At 61.3% G+C, this 20,252-nt stretch carries 18 protein-coding genes; 11 read left to right on the forward strand and 7 right to left on the reverse strand.

Annotated elements, in window-relative coordinates; translation table 11 throughout:
- Positions 1 to 43 precede the first annotated feature (43 nt).
- On the forward strand, positions 44 to 994 hold the full coding sequence (locus AC07YV_RS18550; RefSeq protein ID WP_102700604.1) for a DUF1853 family protein: 951 nt from the start codon (positions 44 to 46) through the stop codon (positions 992 to 994).
- Positions 995 to 1,154: 160 nt separating this feature from the next.
- Here the strand turns inward: AC07YV_RS18550 and AC07YV_RS18555 are convergent, their stop codons facing one another.
- The gene (locus AC07YV_RS18555; protein ID WP_102700603.1) at positions 1,155 to 2,258 is read right to left on the reverse strand and encodes a DUF2855 family protein; all 1,104 of its coding nucleotides are present in this window, start codon (positions 2,256 to 2,258) and stop codon (positions 1,155 to 1,157) included.
- Positions 2,259 to 2,312: 54 nt separating this feature from the next.
- Between AC07YV_RS18555 and AC07YV_RS18560 the strand changes: the two genes are divergently transcribed.
- Positions 2,313 to 2,978 (forward strand): TetR/AcrR family transcriptional regulator, encoded by a 666-nt coding sequence (locus AC07YV_RS18560; RefSeq protein WP_102700602.1) that lies wholly within the window; start codon positions 2,313 to 2,315, stop codon positions 2,976 to 2,978.
- 17 nt (positions 2,979 to 2,995) lie between these two features.
- Here AC07YV_RS18560 and AC07YV_RS18565 read toward each other — a convergent pair whose 3' ends face one another.
- Positions 2,996 to 3,556 carry an NADPH-dependent FMN reductase gene (locus AC07YV_RS18565; RefSeq protein ID WP_102700601.1) on the reverse strand — a complete coding sequence of 187 codons (561 nt, stop codon included), beginning with the start codon at positions 3,554 to 3,556 and terminating at the stop codon, positions 2,996 to 2,998.
- A gap of 175 nt (positions 3,557 to 3,731) precedes the next feature.
- Here AC07YV_RS18565 and AC07YV_RS18570 point away from each other — a divergent pair, with 175 nt between their 5' ends.
- Entirely contained in the window at positions 3,732 to 3,959 is a 228-nt protein-coding gene (locus AC07YV_RS18570) for a hypothetical protein (protein WP_102673602.1), read from the forward strand.
- A gap of 88 nt (positions 3,960 to 4,047) precedes the next feature.
- Positions 4,048 to 4,941 (forward strand): LysR family transcriptional regulator, encoded by an 894-nt coding sequence (locus AC07YV_RS18575; RefSeq protein WP_102700600.1) that lies wholly within the window; start codon positions 4,048 to 4,050, stop codon positions 4,939 to 4,941.
- On the opposite strand, the gene AC07YV_RS18580 is transcribed toward AC07YV_RS18575, so the two are convergent.
- From AC07YV_RS18580 to AC07YV_RS18600, 5 genes are all read right to left on the reverse strand, one after another.
- Complete coding sequence (locus AC07YV_RS18580; RefSeq protein WP_102700599.1) at positions 4,907 to 5,521, reverse strand: GNAT family N-acetyltransferase; 615 nt, start codon at positions 5,519 to 5,521, stop codon at positions 4,907 to 4,909. The two genes, AC07YV_RS18575 and AC07YV_RS18580, sit on opposite strands and share 35 nt — an antisense overlap.
- A gap of 14 nt (positions 5,522 to 5,535) precedes the next feature.
- Positions 5,536 to 7,791: an Orn/Lys/Arg family decarboxylase gene (locus AC07YV_RS18585; RefSeq protein WP_102700598.1), complete on the reverse strand. Its 2,256-nt coding sequence runs from the start codon at positions 7,789 to 7,791 to the stop codon at positions 5,536 to 5,538.
- A 183-nt stretch (positions 7,792 to 7,974) separates the two neighbouring features.
- On the reverse strand, positions 7,975 to 8,736 hold the full coding sequence (gene dnaQ, locus AC07YV_RS18590) for a DNA polymerase III subunit epsilon (protein WP_102700597.1): 762 nt from the start codon (positions 8,734 to 8,736) through the stop codon (positions 7,975 to 7,977).
- A gap of 195 nt (positions 8,737 to 8,931) precedes the next feature.
- Complete coding sequence (rnhA, locus tag AC07YV_RS18595; RefSeq protein WP_007979123.1) at positions 8,932 to 9,384, reverse strand: ribonuclease HI; 453 nt, start codon at positions 9,382 to 9,384, stop codon at positions 8,932 to 8,934.
- Between the two features lie 92 nt (positions 9,385 to 9,476).
- Positions 9,477 to 10,235 (reverse strand): class I SAM-dependent methyltransferase, encoded by a 759-nt coding sequence (locus AC07YV_RS18600; protein WP_007979122.1) that lies wholly within the window; start codon positions 10,233 to 10,235, stop codon positions 9,477 to 9,479.
- Between the two features lie 65 nt (positions 10,236 to 10,300).
- On the opposite strand from AC07YV_RS18600, the gene gloB reads away from it, so the two are divergent.
- The 7 genes from gloB to AC07YV_RS18635 all read left to right on the forward strand — a co-directional run bounded on the left by gloB (position 10,301) and on the right by AC07YV_RS18635 (position 20,246).
- Entirely contained in the window at positions 10,301 to 11,068 is a 768-nt protein-coding gene (gene gloB, locus AC07YV_RS18605; protein WP_102700596.1) for a hydroxyacylglutathione hydrolase, read from the forward strand.
- Between the two features lie 99 nt (positions 11,069 to 11,167).
- Entirely contained in the window at positions 11,168 to 12,598 is a 1,431-nt protein-coding gene (locus AC07YV_RS18610) for a transglycosylase SLT domain-containing protein (protein ID WP_102700595.1), read from the forward strand.
- Positions 12,599 to 12,876: 278 nt separating this feature from the next.
- Positions 12,877 to 14,697: an extracellular solute-binding protein gene (locus AC07YV_RS18615; protein ID WP_494990340.1), complete on the forward strand. Its 1,821-nt coding sequence runs from the start codon at positions 12,877 to 12,879 to the stop codon at positions 14,695 to 14,697.
- Positions 14,694 to 16,535, forward strand: coding sequence for an extracellular solute-binding protein (locus AC07YV_RS18620; protein ID WP_102700593.1), 1,842 nt, complete (start codon positions 14,694 to 14,696; stop codon positions 16,533 to 16,535). Before AC07YV_RS18615 ends, AC07YV_RS18620 begins: the two co-directional genes overlap by 4 nt.
- Positions 16,536 to 16,539: 4 nt before the next feature.
- On the forward strand, positions 16,540 to 17,613 hold the full coding sequence (locus AC07YV_RS18625) for a microcin C ABC transporter permease YejB (protein WP_007979116.1): 1,074 nt from the start codon (positions 16,540 to 16,542) through the stop codon (positions 17,611 to 17,613).
- Position 17,614: 1 nt separating this feature from the next.
- Positions 17,615 to 18,634, forward strand: a complete 1,020-nt coding sequence (locus AC07YV_RS18630; RefSeq protein WP_102700592.1) for an ABC transporter permease — start codon at positions 17,615 to 17,617, stop codon at positions 18,632 to 18,634.
- A 1-nt stretch (position 18,635) separates the two neighbouring features.
- Positions 18,636 to 20,246: an ABC transporter ATP-binding protein gene (locus tag AC07YV_RS18635; RefSeq protein WP_102700591.1), complete on the forward strand. Its 1,611-nt coding sequence runs from the start codon at positions 18,636 to 18,638 to the stop codon at positions 20,244 to 20,246.
- Positions 20,247 to 20,252: the final 6 nt, after the last annotated feature.

A 20,252-nucleotide genomic window follows, 5' to 3' on the forward strand; every position in this document is an offset into this window, starting at 1 on the left:
TCAGCTTCAAGGGTGTGCCCGTGTTTCGGGCTATGCTCGCAAGATGATGCTATTTCCGGATTTGCTCCACCTGCCCCATCAGTTACGCCATCCCGAAGTGCGTGACCTGGCGTGGGTCATCCTCGCCCCGCCCATGCTGGACGATACCCCGTGGCCGCAACGTCACCCGTTGGCCGGCAGCGACTGGGTGCAGGCACCGGACCGGCTGGAGCAGTGGCTGCGGCAGCTGGACCGGGACAGTTATGGCTTGCTGCACTGGCTGGCCCAGGCCCGGACCCGCCGCCTGGGTCTGTACTACGAACGCCTCTGGCAATTTGCCGTGCAGCACGCGCCGGGCATTGAGCTGATTGCCGCCAACATGCCGATTCGCCGCGAAGGGCACACCCTGGGTGAACTGGACATGCTGCTGCGTGACCGCGACGGCGTGCATCACCTGGAACTGGCGATCAAGCTCTACCTCGGCCCGCAATCGGGCGACGGGCACGACACCGCCCAGTGGCTGGGCCCGGGCTGCCACGATCGGCTCGACCGCAAACTGGCGCACCTGAGCCAGCATCAGTTACCGATTTCCGCACGCCCCGAGAGCCGTGAAGTACTGGCGGCGCTGGATATCCAGGCCTTCAGCGCCCATTTGTGGCTGGGGGGTTATTTGCTCTACCCCTGGCCCGGACAGGCCGCCCCGCCGTCGGGTGCCCATCCGCAGCATTTGCGCGGTCGCTGGCTGCATCAAAAGGATTGGCCGGCGTTGGTTGCCCAGAGCGCGCCCGGTCGCTGGCAACCCCTGCCCCGCCATGCCTGGCTGGCACCGGCGCACTATTCGGCGGAGCACACCTGGACCCCTGAACAGATGCGGGCATGGCTCAAGGACCTGGACCCGCTGGCGCCGGCACAACTGCTGGTACGCCTGACGGAAAATGCCAATAGCGACTGGGAAGAGGCCGAGCGATTGTTTCTGGTGGCGGATCTTTGGCCGAATGTGCCGGGACAGGGTTGAGTTTTTGTATTGCCTGTGCCGGCCCCTTCGCGGGCAAGCCCGCTCCCACAGGGATCTTCAGCGGATACAAAATCTGTATTCGACCGAGATCAAATGTGGGAGCGGGCTTGCTCGCGAAGAAGTCACCACGGTCTATCCGGGATGCACGAAGACTGCCCGCCTACAACCGAATCACATGCCCCTCGACAGGTGGGACCTGGCCATGGAACAAGCGGAAAATGACGCTTTGCGCTGCCTCATAACCTCGACTTTCAATCACCTTCAACAACGGTTTCTCACTTTCCGTCACCTGCCGAATAAACCGCAGCAACCCCTCGCCGATATGCTGGCTGACCCCTTCCGGCCCCCATTCGGCATTGCGCTTGCGGATCTGGATCGGTGCAAAAAAGAACACCGGTTGTGGCCCTTCGATAGCCGTCAACCGTGCCTCATCGGTACTTTGCGCAGAGCCGGCGAAGCAGCTGTAGACCAGTTGTCCGGCACAGTGCTGGTGCACCTGATCCCGCAACGGGAGGTCACCCGAAAAATCCACATACAGCGCAGGACGATCATTCCCAAGACTCGTCAGCTCTTCATAGGACACTACCCGCTCGTAACAACCGAGGGTTTCGACAAAAGCTTTGTTGGCGGCCGAGGTCAGGGCAATCCGCTCCAGTTGCGGATGACTCTCCAGGCAGACCGCCGTGCCGTAGGCGGTTTTACTCGACGCACTGGAAAACACCAGCCGGGTTGCGCCAAAGAACTGGTTGTCCTGGAGGAAGTCCGCCAGCATTGAAGAGGTCAGGAACAGTGGCTTGAGCAATATCTGCAGGTTTTCGGTTTCCGGGCTGTAGTACGGATCCCAGCTGCAACGGGTGTATTGGTTGTACGCCGAGGTCAGCCCCAAGCGATGCCCGACCCCGTCGTAGAAGCCTCGTTCGGTGACCCGTTCCGGGCGCATCCACAGGTGGCTGGCCAGCGGAAAGTAACCGTAGAAGCGCTCGCCCACCTCGATGCCGACCACGGTCGAAACAATGACATCCGCGAACCCCCAGGCCGGAATGTGGCCCCAGCCCTCCTCGCCTGCAGGAAAGAAACCCCAGTAGTTCATTGAATTGCCATACGCCGCGTACGTAATGTTGTTGGTGGTCAGTGCGCAACGATCAATCTTCAGGATCACCTCGCCGGCAGCCGGAACCAGGCTACGTCGCTCCTGCGCTATGCGGCTCTGATCCAGGGCATTTTTACGGGTAATCAGGCGTGTTACCGTGGTGAAATCCTGCATGTTCGGTCTCCTGCTGCGACAAGGTGGCGGGTCACACAAGGGTAATGACTGCCGATGAAGAGTGGGTTCGGAAACACCAGGGGCGGCTCGCCCACCCTCAATTCCCGCGCCAAACCGCTGAAACGACCGAGTCAGGCTCGGGCGATCCTCACCGTCGAGGCGATTTACGAGGCTTTTGTTCGGATTTGGCAGCGCAACGGCTGGTCAAGACTGACCACCCGGGATGTGGCACTGGAAGCCGGGGTGGCGGTTGGCACGCTGTATGACTATTTCCCGAGCAAAAAAGCCCTGCTGTCGGGTTACATCCGGCATCGCCTGGATGTACTGCTGGCCCAACTGGATCAAGACGTCATCCAGGCAAACGACCTGGACTGGCTGGCGCGCATCAAGCGACTGATACGCCTGACCTGCGACCCTGACGATCCCCGACAACCCCTGTTCAACCATGCCGTGTCGCTCATCGAGCATCAGATCGCCGAACCCAAGCATCACCGAAGGGTGTACGAAGAACTGTCGCAAAAATGGCGGGAAGCCTTCGCGGCCTGCGGCGATATACCGATGCAGCCGTCAGCGCCGACCATAGAAGCCTGGGTCATCATGGCCTGGGGCGGTCGTCGCTACTGCGTCACGGCACAACCGGCGGCGGAACAAACCGCCGCCTGGCTGTCGGAAATGGAAGCACTGGTTTGCAGCCGATTGGCCAGCGCTTCGCAGGACTGAGCGCTGGCAAACGAACATCAGATTTTCTTGTGCTGCTCGACCCATTGCCCATAGGCATTGATGAAACTTTGCAGAAACGGCTTGACCGACTCGGACAATTTGCCCGCCTCGTCGAACGCCGAACCGGCGTTCCCGAGATAGGCCTCCGGTTGCTGCATCAGCGGCACATTGAGAAACACCATGGATTGACGCAGGTTGTGGTTGGCACCAAACCCGCCGACGGCCCCCGGCGAAACGCTGATAACCGCGCCCGGCTTGCCGCTCCAGGCACTTTTCCCGTAGGGGCGCGAGCCCACGTCAATCGCATTTTTCAACGGCGCCGGCACCGAGCGGTTGTATTCCGGGGTCACGAACAGCACCGCGTCGGATGTACTCACCTGTTGCCGGAAAGTGCTGTAGGCTGCCGGCGGTGAAGCACCATCGATGTCTTCGTTGTAGAGCGGCAGATCGCCAATTTCGACGATGTTCAGCTTCAGATTGGCCGGTGCCAGTTCAGCCAGGGCCCGTGCGACCTTGCGGTTGATCGATTCCTTTCTCAAGCTGCCGACCACGACGGCGACCGAATAGACGTTACTCATGGGAATGTCTCGACTGTCCGATATGAAGAGCTTGTAGTTATAGATGACGATTCAAGCAGCGGGCGACTGAAAACGCCGTCCCTGACTATTTTTTTCCTGTAGGAAAACTTACCTCACCCAGGCACGGTCTACAGAGCCGCAAATTGAGTGATTTATCTCCAGAGGTTCTAAGCAGATGGCAGCAGTACTCGTCGGTCAGTTCCATGCAAGAGACGCGCAAGGCCGTATTTATTCGGTGCACGAGTTCCAGGAATCTACCCCGGCGGTAGACGGTTCAGGGCCTGTCACTACCTATAAGCTGGCCATTGGCGACCGTGTCAACAAGGTCGACGACAATGAATTCATGCTGGTGCAAACCGGCGTGACCATTACCCGCGAACCGCAAACCGTCAGCGCTTCATAACCCGTCGTTATGAGCAGAAGTCATATGCGCGGACTTGGGGTAGGATTCAGCCACTGACTCCTCCACCTGCTGAACATGGACTTCACGCATGCGCTTACGCCATATCGAAGTGATCCAGGCGCTCCTGCAGACCGGTCACCTGGGCACCGCCGCCGAATGGCTGCAGTTGCCAGTGACCGAAGTCGAGCGCTTGCTGCGCGACGCCGAGGATCAGTTGGGGTTCATGCTGTTCGCCAGTGTTCGCGGACGATTGCAGGCCACCCGCGAAGCGCAGCAACTGCAGGTGGAAATCGCCCGGGTCTACGACGCGCTCGAACCGGTGCAACGTCTGGCCAACAGCCTCAGGCAATACCTGGCGCCGCCGCTGCGCATCATCTGCACCCCGCCCTTGGCCAACCAATTGTTGCCACACAGTATCGCGGCCCTGCGGCGACGCCTGCCCGACGCGCCTTGCACACTGCTGAGCCAGCCGACCCGCGACATCGTCAGAAGCCTGCTGCTGCGTGAAAGCGATCTGGGCCTGAGCCTGCACGACCCCGATCACGCCGACCTCGATTGCCAGGTGATTGCCCAGGGCAAACTTCAGTTGCTCGCCCCCCATGGCTGGCTGCAACCGAAACAGAAATACATTTCACTGCAGGACCTGGCCGGCCAATCGATGATCGGCCTGGAGGGGCACGACCCGCTGAGCCCGGCACTGGAAAACAAACTGCACGGCTTGCGCCCGGCCCCGGTGATCCAGACCCGGGTGCAGACGCACCAGATGATGCGCAGCATGGTCGAGGCCGGCGAAGGCCTGGCCATCGTCGACCCCTTCACCGCCCTCGGTGCCAAAGCCTCGGGACTGGACAGCTGCCCGCTGGCACCCGCCATCCCGGTCAGCCTCTACGCCCTGTCCCTGAAAAACGCCGAACCCTCTCCGGCGGTTCAGACCCTGTTGGCCATCGTCACGGAACAAGCCGCGGCGATGCTGACGAACTGAGCGGGTTTTCCAGCGGGTTTTCGAACAGTCGATACCAGAACAGCGCCACTTCGGCGGTGTTCGGATCGATGCCGCGATAGCGCAGGTGATCGATCCCGCCGATCACGTAACCGCAGCGTTCATAGAGCCGGCAAGCCCCCAGGTTGTTGTTCTGGGTTTCGAGCATGATGCCCGGGAGTTTCTTCTTGCGACTCCAGAATTGCGCCACATCCAGCAGGGCCTTGGCCACGCCGTGCCGCCGGGCCGGCGCATGCACCGCCAACTCGTCGATATGGGCAAAACCGTTCCAGTTGGTACTGACCACCAGGTGCCCTACGGGCTGGTCATCCAGGTAGGCCATGAAAATCGCGCTGTCGGCGGCATCGCGAAAGCTGCTGAACTCCTCCGGGTCGATGCCGTAGCACTTGCGATAAGGCGTGATCGGCGTCACCGGCCACTGTGCGACCGGTTTGCCGATTTCGGCCGCACCATAGGCTGCGACTTCAAAACTGAAATCACTGCCCCAGATATAGGCGGCAAAACCTTCATCGGCAACCCGTACCGACAACCCTGGATAATTCGGATTTATAACCGGCTGCATACTGGGAAAGGTCCTCACTCCTTGATGCAATCGACGGTGTAGCACCGCCCACTGCCCTGATCTTCATGTTGCAATCCGTGCACATCAGCAACGAACCCCGGGAAACTGCTATCGAACGTGCGGGCAAACGCCAGGTAATCGATGATCGAGCGGGTCGACTCGGTAAAGCGCTCACCCGGCATGATCAACGGAATGCCGGGTGGATACGGCACCAGCATCACCGCGGCGATCCGTCCGTCCAGCGCATCGATCGACACCGCCTCGACTTCACCGCGCACCAATTGATCATAGGCGTCCGCCGGCTTCATCGCGACTTCCGGCAGTACCGTGTACATGCGCTTGAGGTGCCTGGCGGTGGCATTGCTGCGATAACAGGCATGCAACTGATCGCACAGATCACGCAGCCCCATGCCCTGATACCGCGCGACGTTTTCCTGCGCCACGCAAGGCAGGCAACTGGCCAGACTGACGTTGGCGTCATAGCTGCGCTTGAACTCCAGCAATTCAGTGAGCAGCGTGCTCCACTTGCCCTTGGTGATACCCATGGAGAACAACACCAGGAACGAATACAGCCCGGTCTTCTCAACCACCAGGCCACGCTCCCAAAGGAACTTGCTGACCACCGCCGCCGGAATCCCGCGCTCGCTGAGGGCGCCACCGGCCGTCAGCCCCGGCATCACCAGCGTGACCTTGATTGGGTCGAGCAGCACATAGTCATCGGTCACGCCGCCAAAGCCGTGCCAGTCGGCCTCCGGCTGCAGCAACCAGTCCTCGGTGACGACCCGCTCGATGCCTTCCGCCGACGGCGGTTGCCAGATCGAAAACCACCAGTCATCAGCGGCAATATGCTGGCGCAAGTTAGCCAGCGCCCGGCGAAAGCTCAGGGCTTCGTCGAACATTTCCTGCAGCAGCGAACGCCCGGCCGGCCCTTCCATCATGGCCGAAGCCACATCCAGCGAGGCGATGATGCCGTACTGCGGCGAGGTCGAGATGTGCATCATGAACGCTTCGTTGAAGCGATCCCGGTCCAGTTGCCGAGCGCCGCCATCGCGCACGTGAATCATCGATGCCTGACTGAAGGCCGCCAGCAACTTGTGGGTGGAGTGGGTGGTGAACACCAACGGACTGTCTTCAGCGCGGGACGTGCCCATGCCGTAGCGCCCGGCAAAAAACTCATGGAACGCCGCATAGGCGTACCAGGCCTCGTCGAAGTGCAGCACCTCGACGCTGTTGCCCAGTTGCTGCCTGATCAGTTCGGCGTTGTAGCAGAGGCCGTCATAGGTCGAATTGGTCACTACGGCGAGCTTGACCTTCGGTGAGCGCCCCTTGGTCAGCGGACTGGCGTCGATCTTGGCCTGGATCGATTCGCGGCTGAACTCGCTCAGGGGAATCGGGCCGATGATCCCCAGCTCATTACGCTCCGGGCACAAGTACAGCGGGATCGCGCCAGTCATGATGATCGAGTGCAGCACCGACTTGTGGCAATTGCGATCCACCAGCACCAGGTCATCGCGAGCGACCACCGAATGCCAGACAATCTTGTTGGCGGTGGATGTGCCATTGATCACGAAAAAGGTGTGATCGGCACCAAAGTTGCGGGCTGCGCGGGCCTCGGCTTCAGCCAGGGGGCCGGTGTGATCGAGCAAGGAACCGAGCTCCGGCACCGATACCGAAAGATCCGAGCGCAGGGTGTTTTCCCCGAAAAACTGGTGAAACGCCTGCCCGACCGGACTCTTGTGATACGCCACCCCTCCGCCGTGACCGGGGGTGTGCCACGAGTAATTGGAATCCGCGGTGTGCTGCACCAAAGCCTTGAAGAACGGCGGCAACAGGCCATTGAGGTATTTGCGCGCGGCGCGGGCTACCTGCCGGGCAAGAAAAGGCACGGTGTCTTCAAACAGGTAAAGAATGCCGCGCAACTGGTTGAGCTCGGCCATGGCATCGGCGGGCGCGTTTTCCAGGGTCACTTTTTCGCCCAGGGCGAAGATCGGCAGATCCGGCGCACGCACTCGCGCCAGACCGATCAGTTCGGCCATGTTTTGCAACAAATGCGAATGGGTGCTGGCGTCCTCGGACGCTATCAACATGCAGGACAGGCCATGATAGGTCGACGCCACCAGTCGTCCTTCGGTGTAGTCCACCGCCGAAACGACGCTGAACCCTTCCTGCTCCAGCTCCCGGGCAATCCCCCGCACGCGGTCGCCGGCGACGCTGTCGGCCTTGATGTCGCGATGGACAATCAGGACCGGGAATTTCAAATCTTTATACATGAGGCTCAGTGTCCTGAGGCGGCAGACCAGAGCCTGCCAATCACCTCAGGGTAGAGTGTTGCAGCGCAAGTGGCGAGCGGTGCGGTTATTCGAAGATCAAAAGATCGCAGCCTTCGGCAGCTCCTACAGGGAACGCTTTTCTCTGCAGGAGCTGCCGAAGGCTGCGATCTTTTTTCCATGCCCCTACGCCTGCTGCGCTTCAGCCTCTGCCAACTGCACCCACAACGCCGGGGCACCAGCGGATTTGCCGATGATTTCCAGGCGCGCCGCGTGGCGGGCCAGGTCGTCTTCGCTGGCGCGGATGATGCGCGTCGGCTGGCGATCCGCCGGCAAACGACGGATCTCGGTGGCCGAATTGTCCGCCCCTTCACCGGAGCCATTGCCATCGGAGGCGTTACCGGCCAGGGACAGGCTGGTCTGCCCGCCGGTCATGGTCAGGTAGACGTCGGCGAGAATCTCGGAGTCGAGCAAGGCGCCGTGCAGTTCACGGCCGGAGTTGTCGACGCCATAACGTTTGCACAAGGCGTCGAGGCTGTTGCGCTGCCCCGGGTGACGCTCCCGGGCCATCATCAGGGTGTCGAGGATCGTGCAGTGCTGCGTGATGTCCGCGCGGTCCTGCTGCCCCATCAGGGCGAATTCGTTGTTGATGAAGCCAACGTCGAACGCCGCGTTATGGATGATCAGCTGCGCGCCCTTGATGAACTCGAAGAACTCTTCGGCCACCTCGGCAAAACGCGGCTTGCCCACGAGGAATTCGTTGGTGATGCCGTGAACGCCGATGGCGCCCTCGTCACTTTCGCGATCGGGCTGCAGGTACACGTGAAAGTGCCGGCCCGTCAGGCGTCGGCCGATCAACTCGACACAACCGATTTCAATAATCCGGTGGCCGTCGGTCACCGGCATGCCGGTGGTTTCGGTGTCGAGTACAACGGATCTGGTGGCCATCAGTGCTCAGCTCTCAATCGGTCAATCGTGCAAAAGCGGCGATGTTAACACGCTCGCCGGGGTCTTTCAGGTGGACCGTGTTGCGCCCTTCGCGAGCGGGCTCGCTCCCACAAGGGCTCTTCGGCATATGGAGATCAACTGTGGGAGCGAGCCTGCTCGCGAAGGCCGCGACTCGGTCCAGCAGTCGAGCCCAAATCAGCCCTGCTTGTACCCACGCACTTCATCGACGCCACGGTTGGCCAACTGGTCGGCGCGTTCGTTGCCGTGATGGCCAATATGCCCGCGCACCCATTTCCAGGTGACCTTGTGGCGGTTGACCTGCTCGTCGAGCAATTTCCACAGGTCGGCGTTTTTCACGGGCTCCTTCGCCGCGGTTTTCCAGCCGCGCTTCTTCCAGTTGTCCATCCACTCGTTGATGCCTTTCATCACGTACTGGGAGTCGGTCACCAGCAGCACCTCACAGGGACGCTTGAGCTCTTCCAGGCCACGGATCGCGCCCATCAGCTCCATACGGTTGTTGGTGGTATTGGCTTCGCCGCCCCAGAGTTCCTTTTCAACGCCCTTGCACACCAGCAGTGCGCCCCAGCCGCCAGGGCCAGGATTGCCCTTGCAGGCGCCGTCGGTGAACAGTTCTACGCTATCGCTCATGCCAATCTATCCAGAAAATGCGCTGGCCCGCCGATCGCAGATCGACGACGCCCGAAGCCGGGACAGGCCCGGCCGCAAATGAAAAGTGTGTATTACGGTTCGATGTTGCGACGGTTGACCTTGGCCATCGGTAAAGGAATCAACTTGCCCATCGGCTCGCGCCGCTCCTGACGGACCGGTCGCAGGCCCACCACGATCTTGCGCGCCACCAATAAATAGAAGCCGCCGCCCGACAGTTGCCAGTCACCGGCCTTGCGCTCCCAACCGGCCAGGCGGGCCTGCCACGCCGGTGACGCAAGCGGCGGACGATAGCACCCGAAGCGGCGTTTCTCCAGCGCGAAGCCCAGCAGGTTCAGCCAGTCCGCGACCCGTGACGGCGAAATGCAGCGCGCCTTGCGCAGCCCATCCTGAGCAAACACATGCCGCAGGCCCCAACTGCTCCAGGGATTGATGCCGATGATCAGCAAATGCCCACCGGGTCGCACGCTGCTTGCCGCCTCGCGCAGCAAACCGTGGGGCGACAGACAGAAATCGAGGCCGTGCTGCAGCACCACCACATCGGCGGCGTGCTCGCTCAGCGGCCAGGCCTGCTCCTCACAAACGATCTCGACCCCCGGCAACGGCGCGCCAAGGCGTACGTTACGCTGCACCTGCGGCGCTGACGGCGGGGTCTGGGCCGAGGGGCCGTAATGCACCAGATAGCCACCAAAGAACCGCCCGAGCTCGTCTTCGAGCATGCGCCGCTCTTCGTCCAGCAGGAATTGCCCGATCGGACCTTCCAGCCACTCGCGGGCGGCGCTGATCAACGCCAGCCAGTCAGGATCAGCCTGTGCGAACGCTTTATCAGTCATTGCATTCTCCAACGCGCCAGGAAGTTCTAAGATGCGCCATTGTTTTCCGCTTGGCGAATCCGACGATGATACAGATCACAGCCCTACCCGCCTTCACCGACAACTACATCTGGCTGTTACAAGACCACGGCAGCAAACGCTGCGCGGTGGTCGACCCGGGTGATGCCGCCCCGGTACACGCCTGGCTCACGGCAAATCCGGGCTGGGTACTGAGTGATATTTTGATCACTCACCACCATCATGACCACGTCGGCGGGGTCGAACAGCTGAAAAAAGCGACGGACGCGAAAGTCTATGGTCCGGCCAGCGAAACGATCCCGGCCCGGGAGGTTGCGCTCAAGGATAACGACCGTATCAGCGTGCTGGGGCTGGACTTCGATATCTTCGCGGTCCCCGGCCACACCCTGGGGCATATCGCCTATTACCATCACGGTTTGCTGTTCTGCGGCGACACCCTGTTTGCCGCCGGCTGCGGGCGGTTGTTCGAAGGCACGCCACAGCAAATGTACAGCTCGCTGACACGCCTCGCTGCGCTGCCGGAAGACACGCTGGTCTACTGCACCCACGAATACACCCTGAGCAATCTGAAGTTTGCCGCAGCCGTCGAACCGAACAATCCGGACACGGCCGAACGCCTGGCCAAAGTCACCCGCCAACGGGAATCCGGGATCATGACGCTGCCGTCGACACTGGCACTGGAAAAGCTCACAAACCCGTTTTTGCGCGCCGCTGAAACATCCGTTAAAGAAAAAGCGGACGAACGGACCGGCACCGATAACTCGGCGCCCGATATGGTTTTTGCTGCGCTGCGAGCGTGGAAAGACACGTTCTAAAGGCGTCCCCCAAGGCTGTAACAATTCTGAAAGGTTGACCGCGCAGGGTGCGCTTTCTAGAATCGCCCGACATTTTTGCCCGGAACTTACTTCCAGCCAATGTCGTCACCTATTCGCAAAGCCATCAGTTCCGACGCATTGACCCGCCTGGCTCAAGCCATTGCGGTGGCTGTGTCCGCCACCCTGGCGGGCTGTTCCAGCCATGCGCCGCAGACCGATGCGGCGCACACGCAGAACATCGCCGCGCGCGCCAAGCAGAAGCCGATCTGGCTCAGCGAAAAGCCCAGCCCGCAAATTCCACAGGACGTCTGGGAGCGTATGCGCCAGGGCTTCCAGTTGCAGGACGGGCTGGGTGTCAACCCGCGCATCGAGCAGCAGCGCCTGTGGTTCGCCAGCAATCCGTCTTTCCTCGAAAACGCCGGCGAACGTGGCAGCCTCTACATTCACTACATCGTCGAACGCCTTGAAGAGCGCAACATGCCGCTGGAACTGGCCCTGCTGCCAGTGATTGAAAGTGCCTATAACCCGATGGCCTACTCTCGGGCCAACGCGGTGGGTCTTTGGCAGTTCATCCCGTCCACCGGGCGTTACTTCAACCTGCGCCAGACCCGTTTCTATGATGGCCGCCGCGACATCACCGCGTCGACCACCGCCGCGCTGGATTACCTGACCCGCCTGCACGACATGTTCAACGGCGACTGGATGCTGGCCCTGGCGGCCTACAACGCCGGTGAAGGCACCGTCAGCCGGGCCATCGAGCGCAACGAGCGTCTCGGCCTGCCGACCGACTACTGGAACCTGCCGCTGCCCTCCGAAACCCAGGCCTACGTGCCGAAGCTGCTGGCGCTGTCGCAAGTGGTGATGGCGCCGGAAGCCTACGGCGTGAACCTCAACCCGATCGCCAACCAACCCTATTTCCAGGTCGTCGAAATCAATCAGCGCATGGACCTGTCCAAGGTCGCTGAAGTCGCCAACATCGACGAAGACGAACTGTTCCAGCTCAACCCGGCCTTCAAGCAGCGCACCACCATCGACGGCCCGCAGCACCTGCTGGTGCCGACCTCCAAGGCGCAACTGCTGACCAGCAGCCTGCAGACCATGCGCCCTGAAGAGCTGATCAGCAAGAAATCGCTCAAGCCGGTCTTCGAGGGCGCCGACGACACCCAGGTCGCCAGCGCCAGGCGCTCCTACCGGGTCAAACGGGGTGACAACCTCGGCTCCATCGCCAAGGCCAACAACGTTGACGTGAAGGACCTGCAACGCTGGAACAAATTGACCGGCAAGAATCTCAAGCCCGGCCAGACCCTGGTCATGCAGGACAACAGCAAACGCAGCTCCGGGCGCGTCAACACCGTGATTGCCGCCAACTCCAAAAAGCAGCAGACCAAGTACAAGGTCCAGCGAGGCGATTCGCTGGCCCTCGTGGCCAAGCGCTTCAACGTCGAGATGCAGCACCTCAAGCGCTGGAATCCTCGTGTCGGCCAGGCGCTGAAGCCCGGCCAGATGTTGACGGTGGCCAATCCGCATTAAAAAAGTGCCCCTGATTTCAGGGGCTTTTTTATGCCTGCGCAGTTTTTGTGGGCAGTGCAAGAACCTGTGGGAGCGAGCTTGCTCGCGATGACGGTGTATCAGTTTGCATTGATGGCGACTGACACGCCGCCATCGCGAGCAAGCTCGCTCCCACAGGGATTGTCGCCCGACCGATATTGCGCATTAATCCCCTGTCTTTTTCCTGTCCATACAAGCTGTTACTGTACGGTCCACAAAGCCCAAGCCGCCTGGATCGGATCTCCTATTTGAAGCGTCCCCTGCCCCTGCTCCTGATCAGCCTGGCCTTGAGCTCCACCGCAAGCGCGACGATCAGCGAAAGCCATGGTTATGCGCAGTTCGGCACGCTCAAGTACCCGGCCCGATTTACCCATTTCGACTGGGTCAACCCGCAAGCGCCCAAAGGCGGTACGTTGCGGGTGATGGCGTTTGGCACCTTCGATACGCTCAACCCGTACACCTTCAAGGGCACCAGCCCGGTCACCACGCCGAACTTCCTGCAATACGGCATCAACGAACTCAACGAACCGCTGATGGTCGGCACCGGGCAGTACGCGCCGTCGGGTGACGAGCCCGCGTCCAGCTATGGCCTGATCGCCCAGTCGGTGGAGTACAGCGAGGACCGCAGTTGGGTGGTGTTCAACCTGCGTCCTGAAGCACGCTTCCATGACGGTACGCCGATTACCGCCTTCGACGTTGCGTTCTCCTATCGCACGCTGCTCAAGGAAGGGCATCCGCTGTACCGCACCAACCTTCAGGAGGTGCTGCGGGTCGACATCCTCAACCCGCAGCGCATCCGTTTCGTGTTCAAGCGTGCCGGCAATCCGCTGCTGATCCTGCGCCTGGGCGAAATGCCGGTGTTGCCACAGCACTACTGGAAAGGCCGTGACTTCAAGGCCACCACGTTCGATCCGCCACTGGGCAGTGGGCCGTATCGCGTCACGTCGGTCACGCCAGGACGCCAGATCGTCTTCGAACGGGTCAAGGATTACTGGGGTAAGGACCTGTCGGTCAATCGCGGCAAGTACAACGTCGATCGTATGGAAGTCGAGTTCTACCGCGACAGCGACGTCGCGTTCGAGGCGTTCAAGGCCGGTGAGTTCGACATCTATATCGAGCATCAGGCGAAGAACTGGGACACCGGCTACAACTTTCCCGCCCTACGCCGCGGTGACGTGATCAAGACACAGATCCCCCACCAGATCCCGACCCAGACCCAGGGCCTGTTCATGAACGGCCGCCGGGCGACTTTCTCGGACGCCAGGGTCCGTGAAGCGCTGGGGCTGATGTTCAACTTTGAATGGACCAACCGCGCGCTGTTCAGCGGTGCCTACAAGCGCGCCATGAGCTATTACCCCAACAGCGAGTTCTCGGCCAGCGGCTTGCCGGTCGGACATGAATGGCTGTTGCTCAAGCCCTACCGTGAACAGCTGCCGGCCAGGCTCTTTACCGAGCCGTTCAGCCTACCCCAGACCGATGGCCGCGCTATCCCCCGGGAGACCTTGCGCAAAGCCCTCGGCCTGCTCGCCGAAGCCGGCTGGAAGCTCAATGGCCAGCACCTGCAAAACGCCACAGGCCAACCCTTGCGCCTGGAGTTGTTGCTGGTCAACCCGAACCTGGAACGCATCCTCCAGCCCTACGTCGAGAACCTCGCCAGCATCGGCATCGATGCGCAGCTGCGCACGGTCGATCGCGCGCAATACAAGCAGCGCCTCGACCAGTTCGATTTCGACATGATCCTGATGACCCTCAACCAGACCCTCAGCCCGGGCCTGGAACAATGGCAGTACTTTCACTCCAGCCAGGCCGGGGTCAAGGGCAGCAAGAACTACGCCGGCATTACCAACCCGGTGGTCGACCATCTGCTCGAACAGTTGCTGGCCGCCCAGACCAGAGACCAGCAAGTCGCCGCCGGCAAGGCCCTTGACCGCGTGCTGCTGTGGCAGCACTACATCATTCCCAACTGGTACCTCAATTATCACCGTCTGGCGTACCGCAACCGGCTCGCCTTTGTCACCACGCCGCCCTACACCCTGGGCCTGAATGCGTGGTGGCTGAAATCTTCGGAGAAAGATCAATGAACCCCATCCGCACCCTGCTCCTGCAGGCCAGCGGCCTGTTGTTCGCCGGGCTGGCCTGCGCCGCCCCGCAACACGCCGTGACCCTGTACAACGAGCCGCCGAAATACCCGGCCGACTTCAAGTACTTCGACTACGTCAATCCCGACGCGCCCAAGGGCGGGATCTTCCGCCAGGCCGGGTTCGGTGGCTTCGACAGCCTCAACCCGTTCATCAGCAAAGGCGTGCCGGCGGATGATATCGGCATCATCTACGACACCCTGGCCAAGCAAGGCCTGGACGAGCCGTTCACCGAGTACGGACTGATCGCCCGGCTGATCGAGAAGGCCCCGGACAACGGCTGGGTGCGCTTCTACCTGCGCCCCGAAGCTCGCTTCCATGACGGCCATCCGGTACGCGCCGAAGACGTGGTGTTCAGCTTCCAGATGCTGACCAAGGACGGCGCACCGATGTACCGCGGTTACTACAACGACGTGGCCGAAGTGATCGCCGAAGACCCGCTGACCGTGCTGTTCAAGTTCAAGCACACCAACAACCGCGAGCTGCCGCTGATCCTCGGCCAGTTGCCGGTGCTGCCCAAGCATTGGTGGGCCGACCGCGACTTCAACAAGGGCAACCTGGAGATCCCGTTGGGCAGCGGCCCCTACAAGGTCGGCGAAGTGAAGGCCGGGCGCTCGGTGCGCTACGAGCGGGTCAAGGATTACTGGGGCAAGGATCTGCCGGTCAATCGCGGTTTCTATAACTTCGACGTGATGACCACCGATTACTACCGCGACAACACCGTCGCCCTGGAAGCCCTCAAGGCCGGGCAGTTCGACTACTGGCTGGAAATGACCGCGAAGAACTGGGCCAATGCCTACAACATCCCGGCGGTCACCGAAGGCCGACTGGTCAAGGAGCAGATTCCCAACGGCAACCCGACCGGCATGCAAGGCTTCGTGTTCAATATGCGCCGCCCGGTGTTCCAGGATGTGCGCGTACGCCAGGCCTTGTCACTGTTGCTGGATTTCGAATGGACCAACAAGCAACTGTTCAACGGGGCCTATGTGCGTACCCGCAGTTACTTCGAGAACTCGGAAATGGCTGCCACCGGCCTGCCTGACGCCGAGCAGGTGGCGATCCTCGAGCCGTTCCGCGCCAAGCTGCCACCGCAAGTGTTCAGCGAAGCCTTCCAGAACCCGAGCACCGACGGCAGCGGCATGATCCGCGCCCAGCAACGGCAAGCCTATCAACTGCTGCAGGAAGCCGGCTGGCGCATCGTCGATGACAAAATGGTCGACGCCACCGGCAAGCCGGTGGTCATCGAGTTCCTGTTGGCCCAGACCGAATTCGAACGGGTGCTGCTGCCGTTCAAGCGCAACCTCAGCGACCTGGGTATCGACCTGGTGATCCGCCGGGTCGACGTCTCGCAGTACATCAACCGCGTGCGCTCCCGGGACTTCGACATGATCGTCGGCAGCTTCCCGCAGTCCAACTCACCGGGTAACGAACAACGGGAATTCTGGATGTCGGCCGCCGCCGACAAACCCGGCAGTCGCAATTCCATGGGGCTCAAGGATCCGGTGGTCGATCAACTGGTCGAGCGACTGATCAACGCCGATTCGCGCAAAAGCCTGGTAGCCCATGCCCGCGCGCTGGACCGCGTTCTGCAATGGGGCTATTACGTAATACCCAACTGGCACATCAAGACCTGGCGCGTGGCGTACTGGAACCACCTCGGCCACCCGAAGGTCTCGCCCAAATACGACATCGGCACGGCCACCTGGTGGGTCAAGCCCGACATCAAGCCGGCGATAGAAGTCGAAACCATACTGCAGGCCGATCCTGCGGGCACGGAGTAATCAGATGCTGGCGTACATTTTTCGTCGACTGTTGCTGATCATTCCGACCCTGTTCGGCATCCTGCTGATCAACTTCGTGATCATCCAGGCCGCACCGGGCGGGCCGGTGGAACAGATGATCGCCAAGCTCGAAGGCTTCGAAGGCGCCACCAGCCGCATCGCCGGCGGCGGTGCCGAAGTCTCGGTGGCAGGTTCCGCCTATCGCGGCGCCCAGGGTCTGGACCCGGCGCTGATCAAGGAAATCGAGCACATGTACGGCTTCGACAAATCGGCGCCGGAACGCTTGTGGATCATGGTCAAGAACTATGCGTCGCTGGATTTCGGCGACAGCTTCTTTCGCGACGCCAAGGTCATCGACCTGATCAAGGAAAAGATGCCGGTGTCGATCTCCCTCGGGCTGTGGAGCACCCTGATCATGTACCTGGTGTCGATCCCGCTGGGGATCGCCAAGGCCACGCGACACGGCAGCCATTTCGACGTCTGGACCAGTTCGGCGATCATCGTCGGCTACGCGATCCCGGCGTTCCTGTTCGCCATCCTGTTGATCGTGGTGTTCGCCGGCGGCAGTTATCTGGACTGGTTCCCGTTGCGCGGGCTGACCTCGAACAACTTCGATGAACTGAGCATGGGCGGCAAGATCCTCGACTACTTCTGGCACCTGGCGCTGCCGGTGACCGCGCTGGTGATCGGCAACTTCGCGACCATGACCCTGCTGACCAAAAACAGCTTCCTCGACGAAATCAACAAGCAGTACGTGATCACCGCCAGGGCCAAGGGCCTGACCAACCACCGCGTGCTGTACGGCCACGTGTTCCGCAACGCCATGTTGCTGGTGATCGCCGGTTTCCCTTCAGCCTTCATCGGTATCTTCTTCACCGGCTCGCTGCTGGTGGAGGTGATCTTCTCCCTCGACGGCCTGGGCCTGATGAGTTTCGAAGCGGCGATCAACCGCGACTACCCGGTGGTGTTCGGCACGCTGTTCATCTTCACGTTGCTGGGGCTGGTGGTGAAACTGATCGGCGACCTCACCTACACCTTTGTCGATCCGCGCATCGACTTCGAAAGCCGGGAGCATTGAGATGAACCTGTCCCCTCTCAACCGCCGGCGCTTCGAACTGTTCAAGGCCAACAAGCGTGGCTGGTGGTCGCTGTGGCTGTTCCTGATCCTGTTCGGCGCCAGCCTGGGCGCCGAGCTGATCGCCAACGACAAGCCACTGGCGGTGCATTACGACGACAACTGGTACTTCCCGGCGCTCAAGCGCTACCCGGAAACCACCTTCGGCGGCGAGTTCCCGCTGGAGGCCAACTACAAGAGCCCGTACATCCGCGAACTGCTCAAGGCCAAGGACGCCTGGGTGCTCTGGGCGCCCATTCCCTACAGCTACCAGAGCATCAACTACGACCTGAAAGTCCCGGCCCCGGCCCCGCCCTCGACGGACAACCTGCTGGGCACCGACGACCAGGGCCGCGACGTGCTGGCCCGGGTGATCTACGGTTTCCGCATTTCGGTGCTGTTCGCCCTGACCCTGACCCTGTTCAGTTCGATCATCGGTGTGATCGCCGGGGCCTTGCAGGGTTTCTACGGCGGCTGGGTGGATCTGGCCGGGCAGCGCTTCCTGGAGATCTGGTCCGGACTGCCGGTGCTGTACCTGCTGATTATCCTCGCCAGTTTCGTGCAACCCAACTTCTGGTGGCTGCTGGGGATCATGCTGCTGTTCTCGTGGATGAGCCTGGTGGACGTGGTGCGCGCCGAATTCCTGCGCGGGCGCAACCTGGAATACGTGCGTGCCGCCCGCGCCCTGGGCATGCAGAACGGCGCGATCATGTTCCGCCATATCCTGCCCAACGCGATGGTCTCGACCATGACCTTCATGCCGTTCATCCTCACCGGCGCCATCGGCACATTGACCGCCCTGGACTTCCTCGGTTTCGGTCTGCCGGCGGGCAGTCCGTCGCTGGGTGAACTGGTGGCCCAGGGCAAGTCCAACCTGCAGGCGCCCTGGCTGGGCATCAGCGCCTTTGCGGTGCTGGCCCTGATGTTGAGCCTGCTGGTGTTCATCGGCGAATCCGCTCGCGATGCCTTCGACCCGAGGAAGTGAAATGAATCAGGACAATCTGATCGAAGTGCGCAACCTGTCCGTCGAATTTGTCGTCGGCAATCGTTGTCAGCGGGCCGTCGAAGGCGTCAGCTTCGACATCAAGCGCGGCGAAACCCTGGCCCTGGTCGGCGAGAGCGGTTCCGGTAAATCGGTAACCGCACATTCGATCCTGCGCCTGTTGCCCTACCCGCTCGCCCGCCATCCCTCCGGCACCATCGAATATTCCGGGCAGAACCTGCTGGACCTGAAGGAAAAAACCATCCGCCACATTCGTGGCAACCGGATTGCGATGATCTTCCAGGAGCCGATGACCTCGCTCAACCCTCTGCACTCGATCGAAAAGCAGATCAACGAGGTGCTGGGCATCCACAAGGGCCTGACTGGCAAGGTCGCGACCAAACGCACCCTGGAGTTGCTGGAGATGGTCGGCATCCCCGAGCCGCACAAGCGCCTCAAGGCCCTGCCCCATGAATTGTCCGGCGGCCAGCGTCAGCGGGTGATGATCGCCATGGCCCTGGCCAACGAACCGGAACTGCTGATCGCCGACGAGCCGACCACCGCGCTGGACGTGACCGTTCAGCTGAAAATCCTCGAATTGCTCAAGCAATTGCAGGCCCGACTGGGCATGGCGCTGCTGCTGATCAGCCATGATTTGAACCTTGTGCGAAGAATTGCGCATCGCGTATGTGTCATGCAGCAAGGTTGCATCGTCGAACAGGCATCGTGCGAAGAATTGTTCCGCGCGCCGCAGCATCCGTACACTCGGGAACTGCTGGCAGCGGAGCCCGGCGGCAAGCCTGCAAGCAACGTGATCGGCCCGCCCTTGCTGGCGGTCGAGGACCTGAAAGTCTGGTTTCCGATCAAGAAAGGCTTGCTCAAGCGCACGGTGGATTACGTCAAGGCGGTCGACGGCATCAACTTCAGCCTGCCCCAGGGCCAGACCTTGGGGATAGTGGGTGAAAGCGGTTCCGGCAAGTCGACCCTGGGCCTGGCGATTTTGCGGCTGATCGCCAGCAAAGGCGCCATTCGCTTTGAAGGCCAGCCGCTGGACAGCCTGACGCAGCAACAGGTCCGGCCGCTGCGGCGGCAGATGCAAGTGGTGTTTCAGGACCCGTACGGCAGCCTGAGCCCGCGGATGTGCGTGAACGACATCGTTGGCGAAGGCCTGCGGATCCACAAGATGGGCACCGAGGCGGAACAGGAACAAGCGATCATTGCAGCACTCAAGGAGGTAGGCCTGGATCCGGACACCCGGCACCGCTACCCCCACGAATTTTCCGGCGGGCAACGGCAGAGAATCGCCATTGCCCGGGCATTGGTGTTAAAACCGGCGTTGATTTTGCTGGACGAGCCGACTTCGGCCCTCGACCGCACGGTACAACGCCAGGTAGTGGAGCTTTTGCGTTCGCTGCAAACCAAGTACAACCTGACGTATCTGTTTATCAGCCATGACCTGGCTGTGGTGAAAGCGCTGAGCCACCAGTTGATGGTGGTCAAGCATGGCCAAGTGGTCGAACAGGGAGACGCGCAAAGCATTTTTGCCGCCCCCCAACATCCGTATACACAGCAGTTGCTGGAAGCCGCTTTTTTGGCTCCGGCCACTGCGCAATAACCTGAA

The sequence above is a fragment of the Pseudomonas sp. GW456-E7 genome, from assembly GCF_059424105.1.

What these genes read in the sequence shown, in the direction of transcription:
- AC07YV_RS18610 (WP_102700595.1), top strand. Translation starts at nt 11,168, where the DNA reads ATGTCGTCACCTATTCGCAAAGCCATCAGTTCCGACGCATTGACCCGC.
- AC07YV_RS18625 (WP_007979116.1), top strand. Translation starts at nt 16,540, where the DNA reads ATGCTGGCGTACATTTTTCGTCGACTGTTGCTGATCATTCCGACCCTG.
- AC07YV_RS18585 (WP_102700598.1), bottom strand. Translation starts at nt 7,791, where the DNA reads ATGTATAAAGATTTGAAATTCCCGGTCCTGATTGTCCATCGCGACATC.
- AC07YV_RS18580 (WP_102700599.1), bottom strand. Translation starts at nt 5,521, where the DNA reads ATGCAGCCGGTTATAAATCCGAATTATCCAGGGTTGTCGGTACGGGTT.
- AC07YV_RS18550 (WP_102700604.1), top strand. Translation starts at nt 44, where the DNA reads ATGATGCTATTTCCGGATTTGCTCCACCTGCCCCATCAGTTACGCCAT.
- AC07YV_RS18565 (WP_102700601.1), bottom strand. Translation starts at nt 3,556, where the DNA reads ATGAGTAACGTCTATTCGGTCGCCGTCGTGGTCGGCAGCTTGAGAAAG.
- AC07YV_RS18575 (WP_102700600.1), top strand. Translation starts at nt 4,048, where the DNA reads ATGCGCTTACGCCATATCGAAGTGATCCAGGCGCTCCTGCAGACCGGT.
- AC07YV_RS18600 (WP_007979122.1), bottom strand. Translation starts at nt 10,235, where the DNA reads ATGACTGATAAAGCGTTCGCACAGGCTGATCCTGACTGGCTGGCGTTG.
- AC07YV_RS18555 (WP_102700603.1), bottom strand. Translation starts at nt 2,258, where the DNA reads ATGCAGGATTTCACCACGGTAACACGCCTGATTACCCGTAAAAATGCC.
- gloB (WP_102700596.1), top strand. Translation starts at nt 10,301, where the DNA reads ATGATACAGATCACAGCCCTACCCGCCTTCACCGACAACTACATCTGG.
- dnaQ (WP_102700597.1), bottom strand. Translation starts at nt 8,736, where the DNA reads ATGGCCACCAGATCCGTTGTACTCGACACCGAAACCACCGGCATGCCG.
- AC07YV_RS18630 (WP_102700592.1), top strand. Translation starts at nt 17,615, where the DNA reads ATGAACCTGTCCCCTCTCAACCGCCGGCGCTTCGAACTGTTCAAGGCC.
- rnhA (WP_007979123.1), bottom strand. Translation starts at nt 9,384, where the DNA reads ATGAGCGATAGCGTAGAACTGTTCACCGACGGCGCCTGCAAGGGCAAT.
- AC07YV_RS18560 (WP_102700602.1), top strand. Translation starts at nt 2,313, where the DNA reads ATGAAGAGTGGGTTCGGAAACACCAGGGGCGGCTCGCCCACCCTCAAT.
- AC07YV_RS18620 (WP_102700593.1), top strand. Translation starts at nt 14,694, where the DNA reads ATGAACCCCATCCGCACCCTGCTCCTGCAGGCCAGCGGCCTGTTGTTC.
- AC07YV_RS18635 (WP_102700591.1), top strand. Translation starts at nt 18,636, where the DNA reads ATGAATCAGGACAATCTGATCGAAGTGCGCAACCTGTCCGTCGAATTT.
- AC07YV_RS18570 (WP_102673602.1), top strand. Translation starts at nt 3,732, where the DNA reads ATGGCAGCAGTACTCGTCGGTCAGTTCCATGCAAGAGACGCGCAAGGC.